The following is a 25,554-nucleotide window of genomic DNA, read 5'->3' on the forward strand; positions in this document are numbered from 1 at the left end:
GGAGTACCGCGCCCCCGTGACACCGATCAAGCGTGCGCCGTCGTCCCGTGAGGACTCCGGCGCCCTGCGCCAGATCACCACGATCCACCCCCGGTCGTACAACGACGCGAAGCTGATCGGCGAGAGCTTCCGCGACGGCATCCCGGTCATCATGAATGTCACCGACATGGGCGAGGCCGACGCCAAGCGCCTCGTCGACTTCTCGGCGGGCCTCGTGTTCGGCCTCCACGGCAGCATCGAGCGCGTCACCAATAAGGTGTTCCTGCTGTCGCCGTCGTATATTGAAGTCCTCGGCGAGGACCTGAAGGCAAGCGAAGCGCAGACCAGCTTCTTCAACCAGAGCTGACCCCAGCGGCCTCCACGGTCGCCCCCGACCCATAAGGCCCGAAGGACTGGAACTGCTCTGTGAGTTTGGTATTCGCCCTGATCTACCTGGTACTGATGCTCTTCCAGCTCGCGCTGATCCTCCGGATCATCTACGACGCCGTGCAGGGGTTCGCCCGTGACTGGCGACCGCAGAAGCTCGCCCTCGTGCTCGCCTCGGGTGTCTACTCGGTGACCGATCCGCCCATCAAGGCCCTTCGCCGACTCATCCCGCCGCTTCGCCTCGGCGGCGTCCAGCTCGATCTCGCGTTCCTCGTGCTCTTCATCGTGGTGCTGATCCTGATGTCCGTGTCCGCCGGTCTCGCCGCCTAGCGTCCGAGTCCGTTTCGTGATGAAGTTCGAGAAGCTATACGCTGATTCACAGTCCGACGTGAGTCCAGCTGATCATGTCCGCAATTCGGTACCGCAGCCGTGCCCGCTCTTCCGGCGGACCGGCCTCTATCAGTATGAGGTGACCAGATGGCTTTGACGCCAGAAGACGTTGTCAACAAGAGGTTCCAGCCGACGAAGTTCCGCGAGGGCTACGACCAGGACGAAGTGGACGATTTCCTCGACGAGATCGTCGTGGAACTGCGCCGCCTGAACTCCGAGAACGAGGAACTGCGCCGCAAGCTCGCCGGCGAGTCCTCCGACACCTCGCAGTCCGGCGCAGTGCCTGCGCCGGTCGCCGCCAGCACCCAGACCGAGGACGCTCCCGCGGAGGACGAGGCGACCGCCGTTCCCGCCGCCGACGAGCCCAACCCGGCGCCTGCCCCGGCCGCGCCTGCAGCGACCTCACCCGCTGCTCCCGCGGCGTCCACCGATGCCGCCGCCGGCGTCCTCGCCATGGCGCAGCGCCTGCACGACGAGTACGTCAACGCAGGTGTCGAGCAGCGCGACAAGATCATCGCCGAGGCGCAGATCGAAGCCAGCGGCCTCGTCAACGACGCCGAGGAGAAGAGCCGCAAGACCCTCGGCGACCTCGAGGAGCAGAAGGCCGTGCTCGAGCACAAGGTCGAACAGCTCCGTGGCTTCGAGAGCGACTACCGTTCCCGCCTGAAGGCCTACATCGAGGGCCAGCTCCGGGACCTCGACGCCCGCGGTTCGCTCGCGGCCGACGCGTCCGCGTCCTAGCAGGATGCCGGGTCCGACCGCCGTCGGACCACGAGAAGGGCCGGTCGCCGGGGCCAGAACCCCGGGGGCCGGCCCTTTCGCCGTTCCAGCCGCCGCGCACCTCGGCGGACACCAGCGACTAGACCTTGGATACACCGTGAACGAGCACCAGCCGACCGATCCCACCCCTGAGCCGCGCCGAGCTCCGGAAACCGCCCGGGAGTCCACCGCCCCGGGACGCAGGCCCAGCGACCCGGCGGACCACGGCGGCCCCGCAGCGGCGACCGCTGCCGAGCCGGGCCACGCCCGGCGGATCCCCGCGCGCTTCGGGATCGTGATGCTCCTGTGCACCCTCGTCGCCTACACGTTCGACCAGCTCACCAAGTGGTGGGTCGTGTCGACGATGACCGAGGGCCAGGTGACCGAGGTCCTGCCGCCCCTGCTCAACTGGCGGTTCATCCGCAACCCCGGAGCGGCGTTCTCCATCGGCACCGACTACACCTGGTTCTTCACCATCATCATGGTCGCCGTCGCCGTCGCCATCGTGCTGCAGGTCAGGAAGGTCGCCTCCTGGGGCTGGTCCGTGGCCCTGGGACTGGTCCTCGGCGGTGCCCTGGGCAACCTCACCGACCGGCTGCTCAGGGAACCCTCGTTCGGCCAGGGCCACGTGGTCGACTTCATCGCCCTGCCCAACTTCGCGATCTTCAACATCGCCGACTCCGCCGTCGTCAGCGGTGTGGTGCTGATCTGTCTCCTGACCCTGCGCGGGATCGGCATGGACGGCCGGCGCAGCACCGACGACGCAGGGGGCGCACCGGCCACTGCAGGGACCGCAGCTCCGGACAGGACGACGGACAGGACGACGGACAGCACGCCGGACAGCGCGCCGGACAGCACGCCGGACAGCACGCCGGACTCGGCGACCGGATCCGCGGACCGGGAGCGGGGCGACGATGCCCGCTGAGCGCCGGCAGCTCGTCATCCCCGAAGCCGACGGCGGCAGTCGCACCGACGCCGCGCTGGCACGGCTGCTGGACGCCTCCCGCTCCGCGGTCGCCCAGTGGTGTGCCGACGGCCGCGTGCACCGCGACGGGTCGCCGCTCGCGAAGTCCGACCGCGTGCACGCCGGCGACCGGATCGACGTCGACCTGCCGGATCCGGAGGACAAGCACCGCGTCATCCCCGAGGCCGTGGACGGCATGGGCATCCTGCTCGACGACGAGGACTTCGTCGTCGTGGACAAACCCGTCGGGGTCGCCGCCCACCCGTCCCCGGGCTGGGTCGGCCCCACCGTGGTCGGCGCACTCGCGGCGGCCGGGTACCGCATCTCGACCTCGGGGGCGCCCGAGCGCGTCGGGATCGTCCACCGGCTCGACGTCGGAACCTCCGGCGCGATGGTCGTCGCCAAGACCGAACCCGCCTACACGGCACTGAAGCGGGCCTTCAAGGAACGCACCGTCGACAAGGTGTACCACGCCGTCGTGCAGGGACTGCCCGAACCCCTCAAGGGCACGATCGACGCCCCGATCGGCCGCCACCCGCACCACGAATGGCGGTTCGCCGTCCTGGAGGGCGGGCGCGACTCCGTGACGCACTACGAGGTGCTCGAGGCCTTCGGCCGCGCGAGCCTCGTCGAGGTGCACCTCGAGACGGGCAGGACGCACCAGATCCGCGTGCACTTCTCCGCGCTGCGCCACCCCTGCGCCGGTGACCTCACCTACGGCGCCGACCCGCGGCTGGCGGCCGAGCTCGGGCTGACGCGACAGTGGCTGCACGCCCACCGGCTCGGCTTCGCCCACCCCCGGACGGGCGAACCGGTCACGGTCTCGAGCCCGTACCCCGTGGACCTGGCCTACGCACTGACCGCCCTCTCCACCGGGCTGGTGTGACACGCCCGGGCGAGCCGGGAGGACACGCCGGAGCGACCTCGGGAGACAGTCCCGAGCCCGCCCTGCGACGGCCGGGCAGGTCCCGGAGCACTAGACTTGGCGGGTGGCTACTCCTGCATCGACCGACTCGTTCGTCCATCTCCACAACCACACCGAGTACTCGATGCTCGACGGCGCGGCCCGCCTGACGGACCTGTTCAGCCACACCGAGGAACTCGGGATGAGCGCCCTCGCCACGACGGACCACGGATTCGTCTTCGGCGCCTTCGATTTCTGGAGCAAGGCGAAGAGCGCCGGCATCAAGCCCATCATCGGCGTCGAGGCATACCTCACGCCGGGGACCGCGCGCAACGACCGCACGCGCGTGCAGTGGGGCGGCGGCGGGCGCGACGACGTCTCGGGCGCCGGAGCGTACACGCACATGACACTGTGGTCCGAGACCACCGAGGGCATGCACAACCTGTTCCGGATGTCCTCGCTGGCGTCCCTCGAGGGCTATCTGTACAAGCCCCGCATGGACCGCGACCTCCTCCAGACCTACGGCAAGGGCCTCATCGCGACCACGGGCTGCCCCTCCGGCGAGGTGCAGACGAAGCTCCGCCTCGGCCTGTACGACGAGGCGAAGCAGGCGGCCTCGGACTTCCGCGACATCTTCGGCGCCGAGAACTACTTCTGCGAACTGATGGACCACGGGCTCGACATCGAGCGCAACGTCAAGGCGGACCTGATCAAGCTCGCCCGGGAGCTCGGCCTGCCGCTCGTCGCCACCAACGACCTCCACTACACCCACGCCGAGGACTCCAAGGCCCACGCGGCGCTGCTCTGCGTGCAGTCGGGATCAACCCTCGCCGACCCCAAGCGGTTCAAGTTCGATGCCGACGAGTTCTACCTCAAGTCGCCGGCCGAGATGCGGGCGATCTTCCGGGACTTCCCCGATGCCTGCGACAACACGCTGCTCATCGCCGAGCGGTGCGACGTCGACTTCAACACCAAGGCCAACTACATGCCGCGGTTCCCGGTCCCCGAGGGCGAGAACGAGCAGTCCTGGTTCGTCAAGGAGGTCGAGACCGGGCTGCAGTACCGCTACCCGGCCGGCGTGCCCGACGACGTCCGCAAGCAGGCGGAGTTCGAGGTCGGCGTCATCACCCAGATGGGCTTCCCGGGGTACTTCCTCGTGGTGGCCGACTTCATCAACTGGGCCAAGAACAACGGCATCCGGGTGGGTCCGGGCCGAGGTTCCGGTGCGGGCTCCATGGTGGCGTACGCCATGCGCATCACCGACCTCGACCCCCTCAAGCACGGCCTCATCTTCGAGCGTTTCCTGAACCCCGAGCGCGTCTCCATGCCCGACTTCGACGTCGACTTCGATGATCGGCGCCGCTCCGAGGTCATCCGCTACGTGACGGAGAAGTACGGCGACGAGCGCGTGGCCATGATCGTCACCTACGGCACCATCAAGGCCAAGCAGGCCCTCAAGGACTCCTCCCGGGTCATGGGCTACCCGTTCTCCACGGGGGAGCGCCTCACCAAGGCCATGCCGCCGGACGTCATGGGCAAGGGCCTCGCCCTCGCGGACGTCCACAACAAGGACGCCAAGCGCTTCTCCGAGGCGGAGGAGCTGCGGGAGCTCCTCAAGACCGACGCCGACTCGGCGAAGGTCTTCGAGACCGCCCTCGGCCTCGAGGGGCTGAAGCGGCAGTGGGGCGTGCACGCGGCGGGCGTCATCATGTCCTCCGACCCCCTGATCGACATCATCCCGATCATGCGCCGTGAGCAGGACGGCCAGATCATCACCCAGTTCGACTACCCCACGTGCGAGGGGCTCGGACTGATCAAGATGGACTTCCTCGGCCTGAGGAACCTGACGATCATCACGGACGCCGTCGAGAACATCACGGCGAACAAGGGCGTGGACCTCGTCCTCGAGGACCTCGAGCTCGATGACAAGGAGTCCTACGAGCTCCTGGCGCGCGGGGACACCCTCGGCGTCTTCCAGCTCGACGGCGGCCCCATGCGGTCCCTGCTGAAGCTCATGCGCCCCGACAACTTCGAGGACATCTCCGCCGTCCTGGCCCTGTACCGGCCGGGACCCATGGGGGTGAACTCGCACACGAACTACGCGCTGCGCAAGAACGGCCTGCAGGACATCGAGCCGATCCACCCCGAACTCGAGGGACCGCTCGAGGAGATCCTCGGCGGGACGTACGGCCTGATCGTGTACCAGGAGCAGGTCATGTCGGCCGCGCAGAAACTGGCGAACTTCACGCTCGGCCAGGCGGACATGCTCCGCCGCGCCATGGGCAAGAAGAAGAAGTCCGAGCTGGACAAGCAGCAGGCCGACTTCTTCGCCGGCATGAAGTCCAACGGCTACTCCCAGGCGGCGATGGACAAGCTCTGGACCGTGCTGGAGTCCTTCTCCGACTACGCCTTCAACAAGGCGCACACCGCGGCCTACGGGCTCGTGTCCTACTGGACGGCCTACCTCAAGGCGCACTACCCCGCGGAGTACATGGCGGCCCTGCTCACCAGCGTCGGTGACGACAAGGACAAGCTGGCCATCTACCTCAACGAGTGCCGCCGCATGGGCATCACCGTCCTGCCGCCGGACGTCAACGAGTCCAGCGTCAACTTCACCCCGGTGGGCAAGGACATCCGCTTCGGCATGGGTGCCATCCGCAACGTCGGCGCGAACGTCGTCGGCGCCATGGTCGGTGCCCGTGAGGAGAAGGGCGCGTTCACGTCCTTCAGCGACTTCCTGCAGAAGGTGCCCGCCGTCGTCTGCAACAAGCGCACCATCGAATCGCTCATCAAGGCCGGCGCGTTCGACTCGCTCCGCCATCCACGGCGCGCCCTCGCGATGATCCACGAGGAGGCCGTGGACTCGGTGATCGTCCTCAAGCGCAACGAGGCGGCGAACCAGTTCGACCTCTTCAGCGCGTTCGACGACGCCGGGGGCTCCGTGGGCGGCCTGTCCGTCGAGGTGCCGGACCTGCCCGAGTGGGACAAGAAGGACAAGCTGGCCTTCGAGCGCGACATGCTCGGCCTCTACGTCTCGGACCACCCTCTGCAGGGGCTCGAGGGCATCCTCGGCCAGCACGCCGACTCGTCGATCCCGTCGATCATCAGCGAGGAGGGTCCGGCGGACGGGGCGATCGTCACGATCGCCGGCATGATCACGTCCCTGCAGCGCAGGATCGCGAAGAACAGCGGCAACGCGTATGCGCGGGCGGAGGTCGAGGACCTCGCCGGATCCATGGAGGTCATGTTCTTCGGCCAGGTGTACGGGCCCATCTCGGCCGTGCTGGCGGAGGACCTCATCGTGGTGGTCCGGGGTCGGCTGCAGCGCCGGGACGACGGCGCCGTGATGCTCAACGCGCAGGAACTGACGGTGCCTGACCTCAGCGAGGGCCACTCGGGTCCCGTGGTGATCTCCATGCTGCAGCACAAGGCCACGGAGACCGCGGTCACCGCGCTCGGCGACGTGCTGAGGACGCACCCGGGCACGAGCGAGGTCCTGATCAGGCTCAGCGGCTCCCGCAAGGTCGAGGTGATGAAGCTCGGCGTCGACCTGCGGGTCAATCCGACGCCGGGGCTCTTCGGCGACCTGAAGGTGCTGCTGGGACCTGCCTGCCTGGACGCCTGATCCCGCATCCGGGTCGTCCGGCGCTCACTGGAAGTACCGGACGGCGCGGGCAGGACGCCTAGATGACGTAGTCGGTGGCCGTCGGCGTACCGTAACTGCCGCCGTGGTAGAGCAGGGGAGCGCCGTCGGGTCCGATGTTCCCGGCGATCACCTCGGCGACGACGACCGCGTTGTTCTCGAAGGAGAGGCGCATGCTGATGCGGCCGACGAGCCACCCGGCGACGTCCTTGAGGATCGGCACGCCTTCGGTCCCGGCCTCCCAGTGGTCGCCGGTGAACCGGTCCTTGGTGCGGGCGAAGCGGTTGGCCAGGCCTTCGTTCTCCGTGCTGAGCATGTGGACCCCCACGAAGTTCGTGTTCGCGACGGCGGGCCACGAGGAGGACGTGCGGGCCATGTTGAAGGAGAACCGCGGCGGCTCGGCGGACAGCGACGCGACGGACGTGGCGGTGAAACCGTAGGGGACGCCGTCGTAGGTCGCCGTGATGATGGCCACGCCGGCGGCATGGCGGCGGAAGACCTCGCGGAACGACTCGCCGTGGAGTTCGGCGGACTGCAGGCCTGCCGGCGCGGTGCTGGGGTTGTTCACGTGGTTCCTCCGGGGATCGACGGCGGTGGACAACGCGGTGCGGATGGGCCGGTCCGAGGCGGACGGCTGTTCACGCTGCCACCCCCACACTAGGCGCGTGCCCGGGGCGGGGAGTGGTTTGTTAATGTAGAAGTCATGCGCGCTGACGAGGAGCCGGACACCGGATCAAGCAACTATCCGCCTCCGGTCTATGCGGTGGCAGAGGACCGGCGCTCGGTGCCGCCGGCGGGCGTGTTCTGGTGGCTCGGTTCGACGATCCTGCTCGGTGCGGTCGTCGGCGCGGGCTGGTGGCTCCTCGCCCCCACGGGGCGGCTCTTCGGCGATCCGGCGTCGGCGGACCAGTGGCTGCTCCGCGATCTCACCCTCGCCGGTCTGGAGTTCGTGGCCGGTATCGCCGTGGGGACCGTCGTCGCCCTGCGGCTCGGGCTGCCGGGAGTGGTGGCGCGTATCGTGGCCGCCGTCGGAGGGTCGATCCTCGGATCCGTCCTCGCACTCGCGGTCGGCGAGGGTCTCGCCTTTCTGTTCGGACCCCACGGGCGTGCCGAGCTGCCCGGGTCCGACTTCGTCCTCCAGTCCTACGGTGCCCTCCTGATCTGGCCGGCCGTCGCCGCCCTCATCATCTTCGCCACGGCCCTGATCGGCCTGGCGCGCCGGCGGTCCTGACCTCGGCGGCGTCCCCGCCCGATCCGCAGCAGCTCCGCCCGGGGTCCCGGTAGACTCTCAGGGTGAATCCAGCGCCCAGCAGCTTCCCGACCGTCGGCTTCCGCACCATCGACCTGCGCGGGCGGGCGCTGTCGCCGGGTGAGCTCAAGCGGGCCATGCCACGCGCTGCCGCCAGCGCCCACTCGTCGGAGGCAGCCGTCCAGGCCATCATCGACGACGTCCGCGCGCGGGGCGTCGACGCCCTCCGGGACCTCGCACGACGGTTCGACGGCGTGGAGCAGGAGCACCCGCGCGTGCCGGCCGAGGTCATCGGGGCGGCAGTCGCGGGGCTCGACCCCGAGGTGCGGACGGCGCTGGAGGAGGCCATCCGGCGTGCGCGCATCTTCGCGTCCGCCCAGGTCCCCACGGACGTCGAGGTCGAGGTCGCGCCCGGCGCCCGCCTCACGCACAAGTGGATCCCGGTCCACCGTGTGGGCCTGTACGTCCCGGGCGGGCTGGCTGTCTACCCGTCGTCGGTGGTGATGAACGTGGTGCCGGCGCAGGCAGCCGGCGTCGGGTCGATCGCCCTCGCCTCACCCCCGCAGAAGGAGTTCGGCGGCTGGCCCCACCCGGTCATCCTCGCCGCGGCGTCCATGCTCGGCATCACCGAGGTGTATGCGATCGGCGGGGCCCAGGCCGTGGCCGCCCTGGCCTACGGGATCGCGGGGACGGCGGACGGCTCCGCGCAGCCGGCCATCGAGCCGGTCGACGTCATCACCGGACCCGGCAACGTCTTCGTCGCCACGGCCAAACGCCTGGTCCGCGGGCGGGTCGGTATCGACTCGGAGGCAGGGACCACGGAGATCGCGGTCCTCGCCGATGCGACGGCCGACGCCGACCTCGTGGCAGCGGACCTCGTGAGCCAGGCCGAACACGATCCGCAGGCCGCGTCCGTCCTGATCACGGATTCCGAGCAGCTCGCGGCCGCCGTCGTCGAGGCCCTCCGGTCCCGGGTCGCCCGGACGCGCCACGCCGAGCGGGTCCGCACTGCCCTCTCGGGGCCGCAGTCCGGCGTGGTCCTCGTCGACGACATGGACCACGGCATCGCCGTCTGCGACGCCTATGCCGCCGAGCACCTCGAGATCCAGACCGCTGATGCCAGAGCCGTGGCGGGACGGATCCGGAGTGCGGGCGCCGTCTTCATCGGCAGCTACAGCCCGGTCAGCCTCGGCGACTACTGCGCGGGGTCCAACCACGTCCTGCCGACGGGCGGGACCGCGGCCTTCGCGTCCGGCCTGAACGTCACGACGTTCCTGCGCGCCGTGCAGCTCGTCGACTACGACCGCGAGGCGCTGCGGGAGGTGGCGACGTCGATCGTGGCGCTGTCGGCCGCGGAGAACCTGCCCGCGCACGGCGAGGCGGTCACGGCGCGCTTCCCGACGGCCGGCTCCTGAAGCCCCGGATAGCTCCTCCAGCACTACATGTGGTAATTACAGGATTGTTGTTTCACCACATCTAGTCCTAAAATGGGCAGGACGACCATCATCGAGCGGGAGGGGAAGCCGTGTACTGTCCGTACTGCCGCAACCCCGACTCCCGGGTGGTCGACAGCCGCCTCGGGGACGACGGGTCGGCCATCCGCCGCCGCCGCCAGTGCCCCCAGTGCGGCCGCCGCTTCAGCACCGTGGAGACCACGAGCCTCAGCGTGATCAAGCGCTCGGGTGCGGGGGAGCCGTTCAGCCGGATGAAGATCATCAACGGCGTGCGGAAGGCCTGCCAGGGCAGGCCCGTCACGGAGGACGACCTGGCGCTCCTCGCCCAGGAGGTCGAGGAGAACGTCCGTGCCAGCGGCGTCGCCGAGATCGATGCGCACGAGGTGGGACTGGCGATCCTGAAACCCCTGCGGAAGCTCGACCAGATCGCATACCTGCGGTTCGCCAGCGTGTACCAGGGCTTCGAGTCGCTCGAGGACTTCGAGGATGCCATCGAGACCCTCCGCGAGCAGGCGAAGGACAACGAGCGCGTCCCCTCCGGGGCGCAACGGCCGTTGACGGCGCAATAGCGCACCGAAGACCCCGGTGGTGGCTGCGGAGGGGAAGCCGACGCCACCACCGGTTCCACGTCCGCCCGGAGGGGCAGGACAGACAGCAGGAGCCCGGTACGGATCCGTACCGGGCTCCTGCTGTGACGGGGTCAGACCGTCGGGCTGAAGAGCAGGGCGGCCTGCAGCGCCCCGCCCACGATCCCTGCGTGGTTCTTGAGCTGCGCCGGGATGATCGGCGTGCGCAGCTGCAGCGCCGGCAGGTATTCGCTGCTCCGCTTCGAGATGCCGCCGCCGACGATGAACAGTTCGGGGGAGAAGAGGAACTCGACGTGCGAGAAGTAGCGCTGCAGGCGGACGGCGTACTCGTCCCAGCCGATGCCGTCACGCTCACGGGCCACCGCTGATGCCTTCGTCTCCGCGTCGTGCCCGTCGATCTCCAGGTGGCCGAGTTCGGCGTTGGGCACCAGCCTGCCGTCGAAGATGAACGCCGATCCGATGCCCGTGCCGAGGGTGATGACCAGGACGGTGCCCAGCTTCCCCTTGCCGGCTCCGTAGCGGACCTCGGCGAGCCCGGCGGCGTCGGCGTCGTTGATCACGTGCACGTCCCGGCCGAGGACCCGGGTGAACAGGGCGTCGACGTCGGTATCGACCCAGCTCTTGTCCACGTTCGCCGCGGACCGCGCAACACCGTGCTGGATGATGGCGGGGAAGGTGACACCGACGGGCACGTCGGCTCCCGGCCCCTCGGGCCGGGAGGACAGCTCCGCGACGATCTGGGCGACCACGTCGGCGACGGCCTCGGGCGTGGAGGGCTTCGGCGTCGGGATGCGGTAGCGCTCACCGACGATCACGCCCTTCTCGAGGTCGACGATGCCGCCCTTGATGCCGGTGCCGCCGATGTCGACGCCGATGACGGTCGCGGGGAGCTTCTTCGATTTCTTCTTGTCGGTGTCCTTGGCCATGATTCTCCGTTGAAGGGTGGACCGGCGCGAGCCGGGATGAGGGTACTGCAGCGTACGGGCAGGGGTCCGCGGGGTGGCTGCGCTAGGGCAGGGTCAGGATCTCCGCGCCGCGGTCGGTGACAACGAGTGTGTGCTCGAACTGCGCTGTCCTCTTCCGGTCCTTCGTGACGACGGTCCAGTCGTCCGCCCACATGGTCCAGTCGATGGTCCCGAGCGTCAGCATCGGTTCGATGGTGAAGACCATCCCCGGCTCGATGACGCGGTTGTGGGCGGGGGCGGCGTCGTAGTGCGGGATGATCAGGCCCGTGTGGAACGCTTCTCCGACGCCGTGCCCGGTGAAGTCACGGACAACACCATAACCGAAGCGCTTCGCGTAGGACTCGATGGCGCGTCCTATGACATTGATCTCGCGCCCCGGCGCGACCGCACGGATCGCCCGGTTCAGGGATTCCTCGGTCCGTTCGACGAGGAGGCGGGACTCCTCGTCCACGTCGCCGATGCAGAACGTGTAGTTGGTGTCCCCGTGGACGCCGTCCTTGTAGGCCGTGATGTCGATGTTGAGGATGTCGCCGTCCTCGATCACGGTCGAGTCCGGGATGCCGTGGCAGATGACCTCGTTCAGCGATGAGCACAGCGACTTCGGGAAGCCGCGGTAGCCCAGCGTGGACGGGTAGGCCCCGTGGTCGAGGAGGAACTCGTGGCCGACGCGGTCCAGCTGGTCGGTGGTCACGCCGGGCTTCGCCGCGCGGCCCACCTCCACGATGGCCTGCGCGGCGATCCTCGCGGCGATGCGGATCTTCTCGATGGTCTCGGGCGTCTTGACCTCGGATCCCGTGAAGGGGGCGGGCGCCGTGCGGCCCACGTACTCGGGGCGGGCGATGCCGGAGGGGACGGGGCGCTGCGGCGAGACGGTGCCGGGGGTCAGGGTCCCGACGGGAGCGGTGGCGGAGGACTGGGGCATACCCTTGATCCTATAGCGGGCCGGGTCGGCCTCCCCGAAGGGGCCGTCGGCCGGATCACCGGGTGACATCGCCCCTGCCCTGGATCTAGGAGGTCGACGTGACGGAGTACTGGTTCAACGTGCGCACGCACGAGGTGGAGGAGGACCGGCAGTCGGACTGGTCCCAGCTGATCGGGCCGTACGCCACGAGGGCCGAGGCGGAGAAGGCCCTCGAGAAGGTCCAGCAGCGCAACGACGCGTGGGACCAGGACGACGACTGAGGCCCTCGCCTCCGGACGCCGCTAGAAGGTGTGCTCCGGGCCGGGGAACGTGCCGGCCCGGACCTCGTCCGCGTACGCCCTGGCGGCATCCGAGAGGACGGTCCGCAGGTCCGCGTACTGCTTGACGAACGTCGCCTGCCGGCCGCCGCGCAGCCCGGCCATGTCCTGCCAGACCAGTACCTGGCCCGTCGTGCCGGCGCCGGCGCCGATGCCGACCGTCGGGACGCGCACGGCCGCGTCGACGGCGTCCGCCGTCTCCGCCGGCACCATCTCCATCAGCACGCAGAACGCTCCGGCGTCCGCGAGGGCGACGGCGTCGTCGACGATGCGACGGGAGGCGTCCCCGCGGCCCTGGACCCGGTAGCCGCCGAGTGCATGCTCGCTCTGCGGGGTGAAGCCGATGTGGGCCATCACCGGGATGCCCGCCCGGACGAGGGCGCGCACCGTGTCCGCGTAGTCCGCGCCGCCCTCCATCTTCACGGCGTGGACGAGGCCCTCCTTCAGGAGGCGGACGGAGGATTCGACGGCCTGCTGGGGGGACACCTCGTAACTGCCGAAGGGCAGGTCCGCCACGACGAGGGCCCGTGTCGTGGCCCTGCTCACGGCGCGGCTGAACAGGATCATCTCGTCGAGGGTGATCGGCAGCGTGGTGGCGTGGCCCAGGACGTTGTTCGCGGCCGAGTCGCCCACGAGGAGCACCTCGATCCCGGCCTCGTCGAACACCTGCGCGGCGTACTGGTCGTACGCCGTGAGCATGGCGAAGCGCGCGCCCTGGTCCTTGGCCTGCTGCAGATGATGGATCCGGACCCGGCCCGGCCGTTTCGACCCGCCCGCGGTCCCCGGGGTCGACGGCGCGGCTGCTCCCCCTCCGTAGGGGGCTGGCAATTCGGCGGAAGTCATGCCACGAGACTAGCGGACCACGGCCCCGCCTCCCGGCCGTGACCCGTCCGTCCCGGGCGGGACGGACCGTACCTGAGCACCGTGTAACCGCGCGTTAATCTCGGCACGCCAGAATGGGCGGAGCCGTCGCCGCCCGCGCAGGTCAGTAGAGTGAGGACGGCAGGCGCACGCGTGCCCGGCGGCACCGAGGTACCGCCGCCGCGGCGCGCCGACGTGAGCCGACGTGAGCGACGTCGGGCATGGACAGCCCGCTGCCCCGACGGGGCGGCCCGGGGAACGAGACAAGGAATGAGGGTGGTCATGGACCGGCAGCAGGAGTTCGTACTGCGGACGATCGAGGAGCGCGACGTGCGCTACGTACGCCTGTGGTTCACCGACGTGGTCGGCTCGCTGAAGTCCGTCGCCCTCGCCCCCGCGGAAGTGGAGGGCGCCTTCGAGGAGGGCCTCGGTTTCGACGGGTCCTCGATCGAGGGCCTGGCCCGTGTCTACGAGTCGGACATGCTGGCCCAGCCCGACCCGTCGACCTTCCAGATCCTGCCCTGGCGCGGCGACAAGGAGCAGACGTCGCGTATGTTCTGCGACATCCTGACGCCGGACGGGCAGCCCTCCACCGCCGACCCGCGGGGAGTCCTCAAGAAGACCCTGGCGAAGGCCGCGGACATGGGGTTCACCTGCTACACCCACCCGGAGATCGAGTTCTACCTGCTCAAGTCCGCGGAACTCGGCCCCGATGGGCAGCCCGTCCCGGTGGACTCCGCCGGCTACTTCGACCACGTCCCCGGCGGCGTGGCCCAGGACTTCCGCCGCACCGCCGTGGCGATGCTCGAGTCCGTGGGCATCTCCGTCGAGTTCAGCCACCACGAGGCCGGGCCGGGGCAGAACGAGATCGACCTGCGCTACGCCGACGCGCTGCAGACCGCGGACAACATCATGACGTTCCGCACGATCATCAAGGAGGTGGCGCTCACCTCCGGCAGCTACGCGACGTTCATGCCCAAGCCCTTCTCGGAACATCCGGGCTCGGGCATGCACACCCACTTCTCCCTGTTCGAGGGCGACACCAACGCCTTCTACGAGGCGGGCGCGGAGTTCCAGCTCTCGCAGACCGCCCGCCAGTTCATCGCGGGCATCCTGCGCCATGCCCCGGAGTTCACGGCCGTGACCAACCAGTTCGTCAACTCCTTCAAGCGGCTCTGGGGCGGTGGCGAGGCTCCGAGCTACCTCTCGTGGGGCCACAACAACCGCTCCGCCCTGGTGCGCGTACCGCTGTACAAGCCCAACAAGGGGCAGTCCGCGCGCATCGAGTACCGGGGCATCGACTCGGCGAGCAATCCCTACCTCGCCTACTCCGTGCTGCTCGGCGCAGGGCTCAAGGGCATCGAGGAGGGGTACGAACTCCCGCCCGCCGCCGAGGACGACGTGTGGAGCCTGACCGCGGCGGAGCGCCGCTCGATGGGACACGACCCGCTGCCCGCGAGCCTGCACGACGCGATCCGCGTCATGGAGGATTCGGAGCTCGTCGCCGACATCCTCGGGGAGCAGGTGTTCGAGAACTTCCTGCGGAACAAGCGCGCGGAGTGGCACGACTACCGGATCCAGGTGACCCCGTACGAGCTGCGCCGCAACCTCAACATCCTCTAGGCCGCCCGCGGCTTGGCTAGTGTTGGCGCATGAGCCTCAACCGCAAGCTGATCAGCTACGGCTTCACGGACCTCGAGAAGAGCCGCAGGTTCCTCGGCGCTCCTGAGCTGCAGGGACTCAACGACGACGACCTGTTCGCCGGGCTGGCCGTGGCGGCCGATCCGGACCTCGCGCTGCAGTCCTTCGTGCGGCTCCTGGCCGTCGACCGCAGGGCCGTGGGTGCGGCCTTCTCGGACCAGGGCAGGCGCGCGCCCCTCTTCCGCCTGCTCGGAGCCTCCGAGGCCCTCGGCGAGTTCCTCATGCGGCACCCCCGGCACCTCGACGTCGTCCGGCCCGCTCCTGCGGTCCTCCCGGTGGTCACGCAGGAGGAGCTCCGGGCCGCGCTGCTCTCCTCGGTCGGCGCGGATCCGGCCGAGGCCAATCCCGTGGCGGGGGTCGGCGGGATCGAGGCGTACCGCAGGCTCAGGGTGGCGTACCGGCGCCACCTCACGGACCTCGCGGTGCGGGACCTCTGCCACTGCGCCCCCGTCGACTACCTGCCCGTGGTCGCCCGCGAGCTCGCCGATCTCGCCACCGCCGCCCTCGAGGCCTCCCTCGCCGTCGCCCGCGCGGACCTCGGCGAGGTCTACGGTGCCGACACCGTCGCCCGGGTGAAGCTCGCGGTCATCGCGATGGGGAAGTGCGGTGCCCGCGAGCTCAACTACATCTCCGACGTCGACGTCGTCTACGTCGCCGAGGGCGAGGACCTCGACGACTCGACGCTCACGAGGATCGGCACCGGCCTGGCCTCCGGGATGTCCCGCGGCGTCTACTCCCCGGGCACCGAACCGGCGCTCTGGGAGGTGGACGCGAACCTCCGGCCCGAGGGCAAGGACGGGCAGCTCGTACGCACGCTGCAGTCCCACGTGTCCTACTACCAGCGGTGGGCGAAGACCTGGGAGTTCCAGGCACTCCTGAAGGCCCGGGCCGCGGCCGGCGACCCGGAGCTGGGCCGGCGGTACGAGGAGGCGATAGCCCCCTTCGTCTGGGCGTCGTCCCAGCGCGAGGGATTCGTGGAGGGCGTCCGGGCCATGCGGCGCCGGGTGACCGACAACATCCCCCGCGACGAGGAGGCACGCCAGCTCAAGCTCGGACCGGGAGGCCTGCGCGACGTCGAGTTCACCGTCCAGCTGCTCCAGCTCGTGCACGGCCGGCTCGACGAGTCGCTGAGGGCCAGGGACACCGTCTCCGCGATCGGCGCGCTGAGCGCCGGAGGGTACATCGGGCGCTCGGACGCGCTGGACCTCGACGACGCCTACCGTTACCTGCGGGTCCTCGAGCACCGGATCCAGCTCATGCAGATGCGCCGGACCCACCTCATGCCGGAGGACGAGACAGCCCTCCGCGCCCTCGCCCGGTCCTCCGAGGGATGCATGGTCACGGTGCGGCCCAGCGCGCAGAGCCTCCACGACAAATGGCAGCGGACGAGGAAGCTCGTCAAGCGCCTCCACGAATCGATCTTCTACCGGCCCCTGCTCAACAACGCGGCGACACTGCAGCCCGAGGACGTCCAGCTGACGGCCGAGGCCGCCCAGGCCCGCCTGGCTGCCCTGGGCTACCAGGACCCGCGCGGCGCCATGCGCCACATCGAGGCGCTGACCGGTGGCCTGCGCCGACGGGCGATGCTGCAGAAGCAGCTGCTGCCCATCCTCCTGGCCTGGTTCGCCGACGGGGTCGATCCCGATGCCGGCCTGCTCGGATTCCGGCGGCTCAGCGAGTCCCTCGGCGAGAGCCACTGGTACCTCGGCATGCTGCGCGACTCCAACGCGGCGGCCGAGCGGCTCTGCGCCGTCCTGTCGAGCAGCCGCTTCATCACCGACCTGCTGGAGGTCTCGCCCGAGTCGACGAAGTGGCTCGGGTCCGACGCCGAACTGGTCCCCGACACCTTCGACACCCAGTGGCAGGAGATCCGGTCGAAGATGTCGCGGCATCCTGCGCCGAACGAGGCCATCCGGCTGATCCGGCTCATCCGCCGCCGCGAACTGCTCCGCATCGCGATCGCGGACAGCTCCAACCTCCTGTCACAGCCAGAGGTGGGGGAGGCCCTCGCCGACGCCGACCGCGCCGCCATCCTCGGCGCCCTGCACGTGGCCGAGAACCAGGTGTTCGGGCAGGAGGAGCAGCTCACCCACGTCGTCGTCATGGCCATGGGACGCCAGGGCGGTCGGGAGATCACCTACGGGTCGGACGCCGACGTCATCTATGTCCACCGCCCGCTGCCCGGGGCCGACGAGGCGGCAGCACAGAAGCAGGCCGAAGCTGTCGTCGCCCGCCTCGCCGCGCTGCTGACCCAGCCGTGCAAACCGCCCGTCCTCGCCGAACGGGTCCTCGAGATCGACACCGCACTGCGGCCGGAGGGCAAGCAGGGCGCGATGGTGCGCTCCATCTCCTCCTACCGGGAGTACTACCGCCGGTGGTCCCTCGTCTGGGAGGCGCAGGCGCTGCTGCGGGCGCGGCCGCTCGCGGGCGACGACGACCTGGCCGCCGAGTTCCTCGCGCTGATCGATCCCGTGCGGTACCCGCAGGACCTCGGCGAGACCGGTGTCCGGGAGATCCGGCGCATCAAGGCGCGCGTGGAGTCCGAGCGGCTCCCGCGCGGCGCCGACCCGTCCCGTCACCTCAAGCTGGGCCGTGGCGCCCTCAGCGACGTCGAATGGCTCGTGCAGCTCCTCCAACTGCAGCACGCCCACGCCGTTCCTGCCCTGCGGGTCCAGTCGACCCTCGCCGCCCTCGACGCCCTCGGCGACGAGGGACTGCTCCCGTCGGAGGACGTCGGGCTGCTGCGCGACAGCTGGACCCTCGCGACCCGGATCCGTGCCGCGAACGTCATCTGGAGCGGGCGCGGCTCGGACCTGCTGCCGTCGTCGCGTCGGGACCTCGAGGCCGTGGCTCGATGGTGCGGGTACGGCCCGGGGAGCGGATCGGAGCTGGAGGAGGACTACCTGCGGCTCACGCGGCGCAGCAGGGCCGTGTTCGAGCGGCACTTCTACGGGTACTAGGCAGCCGTCCGGGGAGACGACGACGGCGGCCCCCCGCTGTCGGGGAGCCGCCGTCGTCGTCGGTGCGGGTGCTGCTAGACGCCGTAGTAGAGCTCGAACTCGTAGGGGTTCGGGCGCAGCGAGAGCGGCTTGATCTCCATCTCGCGCTTGTACTCGATCCAGGTGTCGATCAGGTCCTGCGTGAAGACGTCGCCGGCCTGCAGGAACTCGTTGTCCGCCTCGAGGGCCAGCAGGGCCTCCTCGAGGGAGCCGGGGGCCTTCTGGATGTCCTTCGCTTCCTCGGCCGGGAGCTCGTAGAGGTCCTTGTCGATCGGATCGGCGGGCTCGATGCGGTTCTTGATGCCGTCGAGGCCTGCCATGAGCTGCGCGGCGAAGGCCAGGTACGGGTTCGAGGAGGGGTCCGGCGCACGGAACTCGATGCGCTTCGCCTTCGGGTTCGAGCCCGTGATCGGGATGCGGATACCGGCGGAGCGGTTGCCCTGCGAGTAGACCATGTTGACGGGGGCCTCGAAGCCCTTGACCAGGCGGCGGTAGGAGTTGACCGTCGGGTTCGTGAAGGCGAGGACGGCGGAGGCGTGCTTCAGCAGGCCGCCGATGTACCAGCGGGCCGTGTCCGAGAGGCCGGCGTAGCCGCGCTCGTCGTAGAACAGCGGCTGACCGTCGCTCCACAGGGACTGGTGGCAGTGCATGCCGGACCCGTTGTCACCGAAGATCGGCTTCGGCATGAAGGTGGCCGTCTTGCCCCAGGCGTTGGAGACGTTCTTGACGATGTACTTGAACTTCTGCAGGTCGTCCGCAGCGTGCGTCATGGTCGTGAACTTGTAGTTGATCTCGGCCTGGCCGGCGCCGCCCACCTCGTGGTGCGAGCGTTCGACCTCGAGGCCGGCCTTGTCCAGCTCCACGCAGATGGCGTCGCGGAGGTCGGCCTGCTTGTCGACGGGGGAGACCGGGAAGTAGCCGCCCTTGAACGGCGTCTTGTTGCCCAGGTTGCCGCCGACCTCCTCGCGGCCGCTGTTCCAGGGCGCCTCGATGGAGTCCACCTTGTAGAAGCTGCCCTGCGGGGAGGACTCGTACTGCACGTTGTCGAAGATGAAGAACTCGGCCTCGGGGGCGAAGAACGCCGTGTCCGCGATGCCGGTCGAGGAGAGGTAGGCCTCGGCGCGTTCGGCCACGCTACGGGGATCGCGGTGGTAGGGATCGCCGGTGCGCGGATTGACGATGGAGAAGTTCAGCGCGAGGGTCTTCTCGGTGCGGAACGGGTCGATGAACGCCGTCGTCACATCCGGGATGAGCTGCATGTCGGATTCCGCGATGCCCTGGAACCCGCGGATGGAGGAGCCGTCGAAGAGCTGGCCGTGGATGAAGAAGTCCGCGTCGACCGACTTGGCGGGAACGTTGAAGTGCTGCTGCACTCCGGGGAGGTCGGTGAACCGGACATCGACGAACCTGATGTCTTCGTCGGCGATGAACTTGAGGACCTCGTCCGCATTCTTAAACATCGAATCATGCTCCTAACGCATGGCTGGGTGATGACCCGGCGCCAGCGCGTGTCCCTGCACCGCACGGGATGTCACGAGCTCTGGCAGGATGGAACGCTGCCGCCGACTCGTTCCAACTGTAGGAGCGGGCAGTTTCTCGCTGGTGTCGTCATTGTTTCCGGGACGTTACAGAAGGGGAACTGCGCCTCCCACCCTAGCGCCCCCGCGGAGGCGGAGGCATAATGCGGACCCCTCCACCCGGTCCGCGGGTAGGCTGGAACGGTGGTGAACAGAAACGACATCGGCTCATGGATGGAAGGTCCGTCGCCGTCGGGCAACCAGCAGTGGCCCGGACAGCGGCTCGGACGGCCGGAGTCGGGTCCGGGGTCCATCGCCCGCTTCGGCCCCAGAGCCGGTGCGCTGCTCATCGACTGGATCCTCTGCTCGCTGCTGTCGGCCGCATTCTTCGGCTACGACGGCTTCGCGACGCTGTACATCTTCCTCGTGGAGCAGGTCCTGTTCGTCGGCTTCTTCGGCTACAGCATCGGGCACCGGCTGCTGCGGATGCAGGTCCAGACGCTCGACGGCCGACCCGCCGGCTACCTGACGGCGCTCATCCGCAGCGTCCTGCTGTGCCTCGTCATCCCGGCGCTCGTCATCGACAGCGACCAGCGCGGACTCCACGACCGCGTCCGCAACACCGGCCTGTTCCGCATCTGAGGACGTCGTCCCGACCTCACAGAGAGAGCCCCTCCCGCTGCCGGCGGGAGGGGCTCTCTTCATCAGGATCGGGTGCGGGACTCAGCGTCCCCGCATCGCCTTGCGGTCCGGGCGGGCCTTGAAGGGATCGACGCCCTTCGGGATCGGCATCTTGGTGCCCAGCGCGCTCAGTCGCTTGTCGACGGCGTGGACCTCCTGCTTCGTCAGCGTCTTCTTCAGCTTCTGCACGGCCTTCGGGACCTTGGCGAGAGGGACCTGGCGGTCGCCGCGCCCCGTCTCGATGACGTGCACCGGGACGTTCGGGATGATCCGCGCCATCCTGCGCTTCTCGCCGTCGACCAGCTGCTTCACCCGGGTGGAGGGCCCCTCCGACACGAGGATGACCCCCGGCCGGCCGATGACCCGGAACACCGCGTCCTGTGTGCGGGGGTTCACGGCGACCGGCTGCTCCTGCAGGATCCATCCGCGGCGCAGGACGCTCAGCGCTGCACCGGCAGCGCCGGGCTTACCCTCGATCTGCGAGAACGCAGCACGTTCGGCCCTGCGGGAGAGGATGAAGATCGCCGCGAGGAACGCGAGCGGGATCGCGATGATCATGAGGGTGATGATGTTGTCGATCAGCAGGCCGATCAGCAGGCCCACCGCGATGATGCCGACGAAGGCGAGCAGCATGAACCAGACGGCGCTGGGGTCGTTGCGCCGCGTCATCTTGAAGACCTCGACGATCTGCTTCATCCGCCCGGTCTTCTTCGGCCCCTTCTCCGCTTTCGGCTTGCGGGAGAAAAGACGGCGTTTGGGCGTGGGTGAGCCTGAAGGATCGATCGTGTGCGACATAGTTCTTCGATTCTACGGGATGGCCGGGAAGTGCCGACTGAGCAGGCACCCCGTGGCGGCGGGTGGGAGTCGCGTCAGCCGGCGAGGAGCGAGGAGGCTTCCTGCGAGGCGGAGCCCGACTCGTCGAGGTGGGCGAGTTCGGCCGGCAGTTGGAGCCCCTTCTTGCGCATGGCGCGGGCCCAGAGACGGCCCGCACGGTAGGAGGAGCGGACGAGGGGGCCGCTCATCACGCCGAGGAAACCGATCTCCTCGGCCTCCTGGCTCAGCTCGACGAACTCGCCGGGCTTGACCCACCGGTCGACGGGGAGGTGGCGTTCGCTGGGGCGCAGGTACTGCGTGATCGTGATGAGGTCGCAGCCCGCGGCATGGAGGTCGCGCAGCGCCTCGGAGATCTCCTGCCGCGTCTCGCCCATGCCGAGGATCAGGTTGGACTTCGTCACCATGCCGCGGTCGCGTCCCTGCGTGATGACATCGAGCGAGCGCTCGTAGCGGAACGCCGGCCGGATGCGCTTGAAGATGCGCGGCACGGTCTCCACGTTGTGCGCGAAGACCTCGGGGGCGGCATCGCAGATTGCCGCGATGTGCTCGGGCCGACCGGAGAAGTCCGGGATGAGGATCTCCACGCCCGTGCCGGGGTTCATGCTGTGGATCTGCCGGATGGTCTCGGCGTACAGCCAGACCCCCTCGTCGGGCAGGTCGTCACGCGCCACGCCCGTGACGGTCGCGTAGCGCAGGTTCATGGACCGCACCGACTGTGCGACCTTGAAGGGCTCACTGCGGTCGAGTGGCTGCGGTTTGCCGGTGTCGATCTGGCAGAAGTCGCACCGCCTGGTGCACTCGGACCCTCCGATGAGGAAGGTGGCCTCGCGGTCCTCCCAGCACTCGAAGATGTTGGGGCACCCCGCCTCCTCGCACACGGTGTGCAGCCCCTCCTTCTTCACGAGGTTCTTCATCGCGACGAATTCGGGACCGATGTTGACTTTCGCCTTGATCCAGTCCGGCTTGCGCTCCACCGGCGTCTCGGCATTGCGCGCCTCGATGCGCAGCAGGCGGCGACCCTCGGGTGCAAGGCTCACAGTAAAGCTCCTTCTGACGGGGTGTTCCGGGAGAGGCCGGCCGCGCGCGTGTCGGCGGCGTCGGCAGTGCCGATACGGGGTGCGTCGGTGTCGTCCTCGCCCACCAGCACCGCCTCATTGTTACGCAGTCCGGCCTCTATTAGCGAAACGATCTCCGCGGGAGTGACAGTCCTGCCGCATTCGGCGGAGATGGAGGTGACGCCGGCGTCACTGATCCCGCAGGGGACGATCTGCTGGAACGGCGCGAGGTCGTTGTTGCAGTTGACCGCGAAACCGTGCATCGTGACGCGGTCCTTCACCCGGATGCCGATCGCCGCGATCTTCCGGGCGGGTCGCTCGTCCGTCGCCGCCAGCCATACTCCCGAGCGACCCTCGATCCTGATGCCGTCGATGCCGAAGTGGAGGAGCGAGGTGATGATGACCTCCTCGAGGATGTGGACGTACTCGGCCACGCGGGCCGGATCCCGCAGCGCGAGGATCGGGTACCCCACGAGCTGCCCCGGTCCGTGCCAGGTGAGTTTCCCGCCGCGATCCACCGGGACCACGGGTGTGCCGTCGAACGGTCGCTCGTGGTCCTCCGTCCGCTTGCCCGCGGTGTAGACGGGCGTGTGCTCGAGGAGCAGGACCGTGCTGGGTGCGGTGCCGTCCACGACCTGCGCGTGAAGGGCCTTCTGCCGGTCCCAGCCGTCCGTGTACTCGATGTAGTCCGGAGCGAGTCCGACGCGCGACAGTACGAGAGTCATGAAGCAAGGGTAGTCCGGTGGACCGACACATCGCGCCGTCCTGCTCCGCGGTGGCCGCGTCGGGGTCGATCAGCCCTCCGTTCCCTTCTCCGGCAGTTCGAACGTCGCGCGGAGCCGCACGAGCCGCCACTCCCGTTCGGCGCGCCGCACCTCGAAGTGGAGGACGGGGGAGAACCCGCTCGTCTGCGCGCGGAAACGCCAGAAGTCGGCCCTGAGGCCGCGCGTCGGAGCAGTCCCCTGCGACGGAGCCACCGGCAGCGCGCGCCAGGTGGACCAGTGCATGCACCCGTCCACGACGTGCCAGGCCGACCCGCGCCAGTGCAGACAGGAGGGCCGTGACTCACCGCCGGTGGCGTCGAACGTGAGTGCGACCGCGTCGTCGAACGTCCGCCAGGAGCCGACCGGATCCGCTGGTGAGGGAATCATGACCTACCTGCCTTCGGTGTATCTGAGGATTAAAATTAGAACACATATTCGAAGCCGTGGCCGGGTGGATCAGTGATGCGCTCGGGCCTGTGGATAACGCCGGTCACCCGCTCCCATGCCCTAGAACTGATGCATGAGCGATCCCACGGCATCAGCACGACCCGCGGACCATGCGTCGACCCCGGCAACGCTGCACGAGGTCCGGGCGGACGCCCGCTCGACTCCCCCCGATGCCGAGGAGGCCCCCCGGCCGGTGGTCGCGGGCTTCCGGGTCGGACGGCTCCTCGGCCGCGGCGGGACGTCCGCCGTGTGGCTCGTGACCGACGACGACGGTCGATCCTTCGCGCTCAAGGTCGCCGTTGCGCCCCGGACGGCAACGCCAACGCAGGCTTTCCCGACATCCGCCCTGGTCGCGGGACGGCGTGGGCGCCGCGCCGCGGGACCCCCCGACGGTGGATCTCCGCCCCGCGCCGGAGGGCAGCGATCGTCCGACGGTGCCGATGGGCCGTACGGGCTGTCCGGGCCGCACGGGCCGTCCGATCGGACGGCCGACGACATCTCACGCGAGCTGCTGACCCTCCAGCGGTTCCGCCACGATCACCTCCTCAGGGTGCTCCGCATCGTGGGAACGGACGCGGGTCCCGGGCTGCTGATGGACCTCGCTCCCGGCGGGTCCCTGCTCAATCTGGTCACCAGCCGCGGTCCCCTCCCGATCGCGGAGGTCGTCACGGCCCTCGTGCCCATCGCCCAGGTGCTCGCCCACCTGCACGGTGCCGGGGCACTGCACGGGGACGTGTCGCCCGGCAACATCCTCTTCACGCAGGAGGGCAAGCCCCTGCTCGGCGACTTCGGGACGGCGCGGCTCCTCGGGGCCGATCCCGTTCCGGGCGCAGGCACGCCCGGCTTCATCGACCCGCTGCGCGACGGTTCCTTCGACACCGGAGCGGATGTCTTCGCCCTCGCAGCGGTGTCGTGGTTCGCGTTGACCGGCCGCGTCCCCGGGCCCGCCGAGCACCGCCCGCCGCTCGCGCTGATCATCCCGGACGTGCCGCCGCAGCTCATGGAGCTCATCGAGGACGGCCTGGACCCGTCCCGGGCCCGACGGCCTACCGCCGACTCCTTCGCCCGCGTGCTGCTGTCCAGCACCGAGCCGGGGCCGGTCGACCTCGTACCGGCCGTGCATCCCAGCGTGCTGCCGCACCTGCTGACGAGGCGTACGGGCACTGCTCCCTCCGGCCTGACCCGGCGCTGGAAGCGCGTCGCAGGTGGCCGGGGCCGGGACCGGGACCGGAAGGACGGGCGACCGCGTCCGCGCGGGGCGACCGCGGGCCGAAGGACTCCCGGGGTTCCCGCCGTCGGCCGGGGAGGTGTGCGGCCCGGACCCGGGCGCATCCGTACGCTGCTCGCGATCGTCTCAGGGGTGGCTGCCCTCGTGCTGCTGCTGGGGGGCATCGCGCTGACGCTGGGTGGGCCCGATGCGCCGGGCGGGGATCGACCGGGGGCCGCCACTTCTGGCATTTCGATCGTCCCGGCCCCGGAGAGCGCGACGGGAGAGGGTTCGGTGGTGGACGGCGGGCGGTCAGGGGGAGCCGCACAGGAAGAAACCCGGCAGGAAGAAACTCGGCAGGAAGGTGGCGGGCAGGAGAGGGCCGGGGACGAAAGGGCAGGACAGGACGATGCCGCGCAGGGAGGAGCCGGGCAGGAGCAGGCGGCTCCGAGGCCTCCGAGTCCGCAGGCGCCGGCCGGGGTCACGCTGGACGCCGACCCGGTCACGGCGCTCGTCGGTCTCGCCGCCCTCCGGGCCGAGGCCTTCGCGACCGCCGATCCGTCCCTGCTGGCGACCGTCGACGTCCAGGGCTCACCCGCGATGTCGGCCGACCAGGAGGCCGTCACCGCGCTCGCGGCCTCGGGGCGGAGCCTCCGGGACCTGTCCATCACGATCCGCGATCCTGCAGCACTCGGTGGGGAGGAACAGGCGGCGATGACGGCGGTCGCGGGTCTTCCGGCCTCGGCGCCACCTGCCGGCACGGAGGTGTCGCTGGTCCGGGCGACGGCGGCCGTGTCCTCCTACACGGAGGCGGCAGGCCCGGCAGGGCATTCTGCGGACGCGCCGCGCCCGCTGATGGCAGCGGGCCTGCAGGACCTGATCTTCGTCCTCTGGGACTCCGGAGGCGGCTGGCGCATCCATTCGGTCGTGTCACCCGGGTGAGACGACCGAATGGATCACGGTACCCT

22 protein-coding genes and 1 pseudogene are annotated in these 25,554 nt (G+C 69.6%); 14 read left to right on the forward strand and 9 right to left on the reverse strand.

The window, feature by feature from the left end:
* From CVO76_RS04665 to dnaE, 6 genes and pseudogenes are all read left to right on the forward strand, one after another.
* On the forward strand, positions 1-346 hold a 346-nt coding region (locus tag CVO76_RS04665), incomplete at its 5' end, for a cell division protein SepF (protein WP_208740920.1).
* Positions 347-405: 59 nt separating this feature from the next.
* Positions 406-696, forward strand: a complete 291-nt coding sequence (locus tag CVO76_RS04670; RefSeq protein ID WP_133081666.1) for a YggT family protein — start codon at positions 406-408, stop codon at positions 694-696.
* A gap of 147 nt (positions 697-843) precedes the next feature.
* Complete coding sequence (locus tag CVO76_RS04675; RefSeq protein WP_208740922.1) at positions 844-1,497, forward strand: DivIVA domain-containing protein; 654 nt, start codon at positions 844-846, stop codon at positions 1,495-1,497.
* 292 nt (positions 1,498-1,789) lie between these two features.
* A pseudogene (lspA, locus tag CVO76_RS04680) lies at positions 1,790-2,296 on the forward strand (signal peptidase II); the annotation flags it as partial.
* Positions 2,297-2,429: 133 nt separating this feature from the next.
* On the forward strand, positions 2,430-3,365 hold the full coding sequence (locus tag CVO76_RS04685) for an RluA family pseudouridine synthase (protein ID WP_133081668.1): 936 nt from the start codon (positions 2,430-2,432) through the stop codon (positions 3,363-3,365).
* A gap of 163 nt (positions 3,366-3,528) precedes the next feature.
* Positions 3,529-7,008 carry a DNA polymerase III subunit alpha gene (dnaE, locus tag CVO76_RS04690; protein WP_208741705.1) on the forward strand — a complete coding sequence of 1,160 codons (3,480 nt, stop codon included), beginning with the start codon at positions 3,529-3,531 and terminating at the stop codon, positions 7,006-7,008.
* A 58-nt stretch (positions 7,009-7,066) separates the two neighbouring features.
* Here dnaE and CVO76_RS04695 read toward each other — a convergent pair whose 3' ends face one another.
* Entirely contained in the window at positions 7,067-7,594 is a 528-nt protein-coding gene (locus CVO76_RS04695; protein WP_244186205.1) for a flavin reductase family protein, read from the reverse strand.
* 135 nt (positions 7,595-7,729) lie between these two features.
* Between CVO76_RS04695 and CVO76_RS04700 the strand changes: the two genes are divergently transcribed.
* The 3 genes from CVO76_RS04700 (at position 7,730) to nrdR (ending at position 10,298) form a co-directional block, all read left to right on the forward strand.
* The gene (locus tag CVO76_RS04700) at positions 7,730-8,257 is read left to right on the forward strand and encodes a hypothetical protein (protein WP_133081669.1); all 528 of its coding nucleotides are present in this window, start codon (positions 7,730-7,732) and stop codon (positions 8,255-8,257) included.
* Positions 8,258-8,319: 62 nt separating this feature from the next.
* Positions 8,320-9,690, forward strand: coding sequence for a histidinol dehydrogenase (gene hisD, locus CVO76_RS04705; RefSeq protein WP_244186207.1), 1,371 nt, complete (start codon positions 8,320-8,322; stop codon positions 9,688-9,690).
* A gap of 110 nt (positions 9,691-9,800) precedes the next feature.
* Entirely contained in the window at positions 9,801-10,298 is a 498-nt protein-coding gene (nrdR, locus tag CVO76_RS04710) for a transcriptional regulator NrdR (RefSeq protein ID WP_133081670.1), read from the forward strand.
* 131 nt (positions 10,299-10,429) lie between these two features.
* Here the strand turns inward: nrdR and ppgK are convergent, their stop codons facing one another.
* Positions 10,430-11,242, reverse strand: a complete 813-nt coding sequence (gene ppgK, locus CVO76_RS04715) for a polyphosphate--glucose phosphotransferase (RefSeq protein ID WP_133081671.1) — start codon at positions 11,240-11,242, stop codon at positions 10,430-10,432.
* An 82-nt stretch (positions 11,243-11,324) separates the two neighbouring features.
* A complete protein-coding gene (gene map / locus CVO76_RS04720) occupies positions 11,325-12,203 on the reverse strand; it encodes a type I methionyl aminopeptidase (protein WP_208740924.1) in 879 nt (292 codons plus the stop codon).
* A 98-nt stretch (positions 12,204-12,301) separates the two neighbouring features.
* On the opposite strand from map, the gene CVO76_RS04725 reads away from it, so the two are divergent.
* Positions 12,302-12,463, forward strand: a complete 162-nt coding sequence (locus tag CVO76_RS04725; protein WP_208740926.1) for an SPOR domain-containing protein — start codon at positions 12,302-12,304, stop codon at positions 12,461-12,463.
* 21 nt (positions 12,464-12,484) lie between these two features.
* Here the strand turns inward: CVO76_RS04725 and panB are convergent, their stop codons facing one another.
* Positions 12,485-13,363 carry a 3-methyl-2-oxobutanoate hydroxymethyltransferase gene (gene panB / locus CVO76_RS04730; protein WP_133081674.1) on the reverse strand — a complete coding sequence of 293 codons (879 nt, stop codon included), beginning with the start codon at positions 13,361-13,363 and terminating at the stop codon, positions 12,485-12,487.
* Between the two features lie 300 nt (positions 13,364-13,663).
* Between panB and glnA (CVO76_RS04735) the strand changes: the two genes are divergently transcribed.
* Positions 13,664-15,004, forward strand: a complete 1,341-nt coding sequence (glnA, locus tag CVO76_RS04735) for a type I glutamate--ammonia ligase (protein ID WP_208740928.1) — start codon at positions 13,664-13,666, stop codon at positions 15,002-15,004.
* Between the two features lie 29 nt (positions 15,005-15,033).
* Positions 15,034-18,042 (forward strand): bifunctional [glutamine synthetase] adenylyltransferase/[glutamine synthetase]-adenylyl-L-tyrosine phosphorylase, encoded by a 3,009-nt coding sequence (locus CVO76_RS04740; RefSeq protein ID WP_208740930.1) that lies wholly within the window; start codon positions 15,034-15,036, stop codon positions 18,040-18,042.
* Positions 18,043-18,116: 74 nt separating this feature from the next.
* On the opposite strand, the gene glnA (CVO76_RS04745) is transcribed toward CVO76_RS04740, so the two are convergent.
* The gene (gene glnA, locus CVO76_RS04745; RefSeq protein WP_133081677.1) at positions 18,117-19,541 is read right to left on the reverse strand and encodes a type I glutamate--ammonia ligase; all 1,425 of its coding nucleotides are present in this window, start codon (positions 19,539-19,541) and stop codon (positions 18,117-18,119) included.
* A 261-nt stretch (positions 19,542-19,802) separates the two neighbouring features.
* Here glnA (CVO76_RS04745) and CVO76_RS04750 point away from each other — a divergent pair, with 261 nt between their 5' ends.
* Positions 19,803-20,240 carry an RDD family protein gene (locus tag CVO76_RS04750; RefSeq protein WP_133081678.1) on the forward strand — a complete coding sequence of 146 codons (438 nt, stop codon included), beginning with the start codon at positions 19,803-19,805 and terminating at the stop codon, positions 20,238-20,240.
* 81 nt (positions 20,241-20,321) lie between these two features.
* Here CVO76_RS04750 and CVO76_RS04755 read toward each other — a convergent pair whose 3' ends face one another.
* From CVO76_RS04755 to CVO76_RS04770, 4 genes are all read right to left on the reverse strand, one after another.
* Positions 20,322-21,074, reverse strand: coding sequence for a DUF4191 domain-containing protein (locus tag CVO76_RS04755; protein WP_208740932.1), 753 nt, complete (start codon positions 21,072-21,074; stop codon positions 20,322-20,324).
* 74 nt (positions 21,075-21,148) lie between these two features.
* Positions 21,149-22,150 carry a lipoyl synthase gene (gene lipA / locus CVO76_RS04760; protein ID WP_208740934.1) on the reverse strand — a complete coding sequence of 334 codons (1,002 nt, stop codon included), beginning with the start codon at positions 22,148-22,150 and terminating at the stop codon, positions 21,149-21,151.
* Positions 22,147-22,893: a lipoyl(octanoyl) transferase LipB gene (gene lipB / locus CVO76_RS04765; RefSeq protein WP_208740936.1), complete on the reverse strand. Its 747-nt coding sequence runs from the start codon at positions 22,891-22,893 to the stop codon at positions 22,147-22,149. The genes lipA and lipB overlap by 4 nt, the downstream gene beginning before the upstream one ends.
* Before the next feature lie 69 nt (positions 22,894-22,962).
* A complete protein-coding gene (locus tag CVO76_RS04770) occupies positions 22,963-23,319 on the reverse strand; it encodes a hypothetical protein (protein ID WP_208740938.1) in 357 nt (118 codons plus the stop codon).
* A 133-nt stretch (positions 23,320-23,452) separates the two neighbouring features.
* Here CVO76_RS04770 and CVO76_RS04775 point away from each other — a divergent pair, with 133 nt between their 5' ends.
* Positions 23,453-25,528, forward strand: a complete 2,076-nt coding sequence (locus tag CVO76_RS04775) for a serine/threonine-protein kinase (protein ID WP_208740940.1) — start codon at positions 23,453-23,455, stop codon at positions 25,526-25,528.
* The last annotated feature ends 26 nt before the right edge of the window (positions 25,529-25,554 follow it).

It is taken from the genome of Arthrobacter agilis (assembly GCF_002953615.1).
Lineage (GTDB): Bacteria > Actinomycetota > Actinomycetes > Actinomycetales > Micrococcaceae > Arthrobacter_D > Arthrobacter_D agilis_B.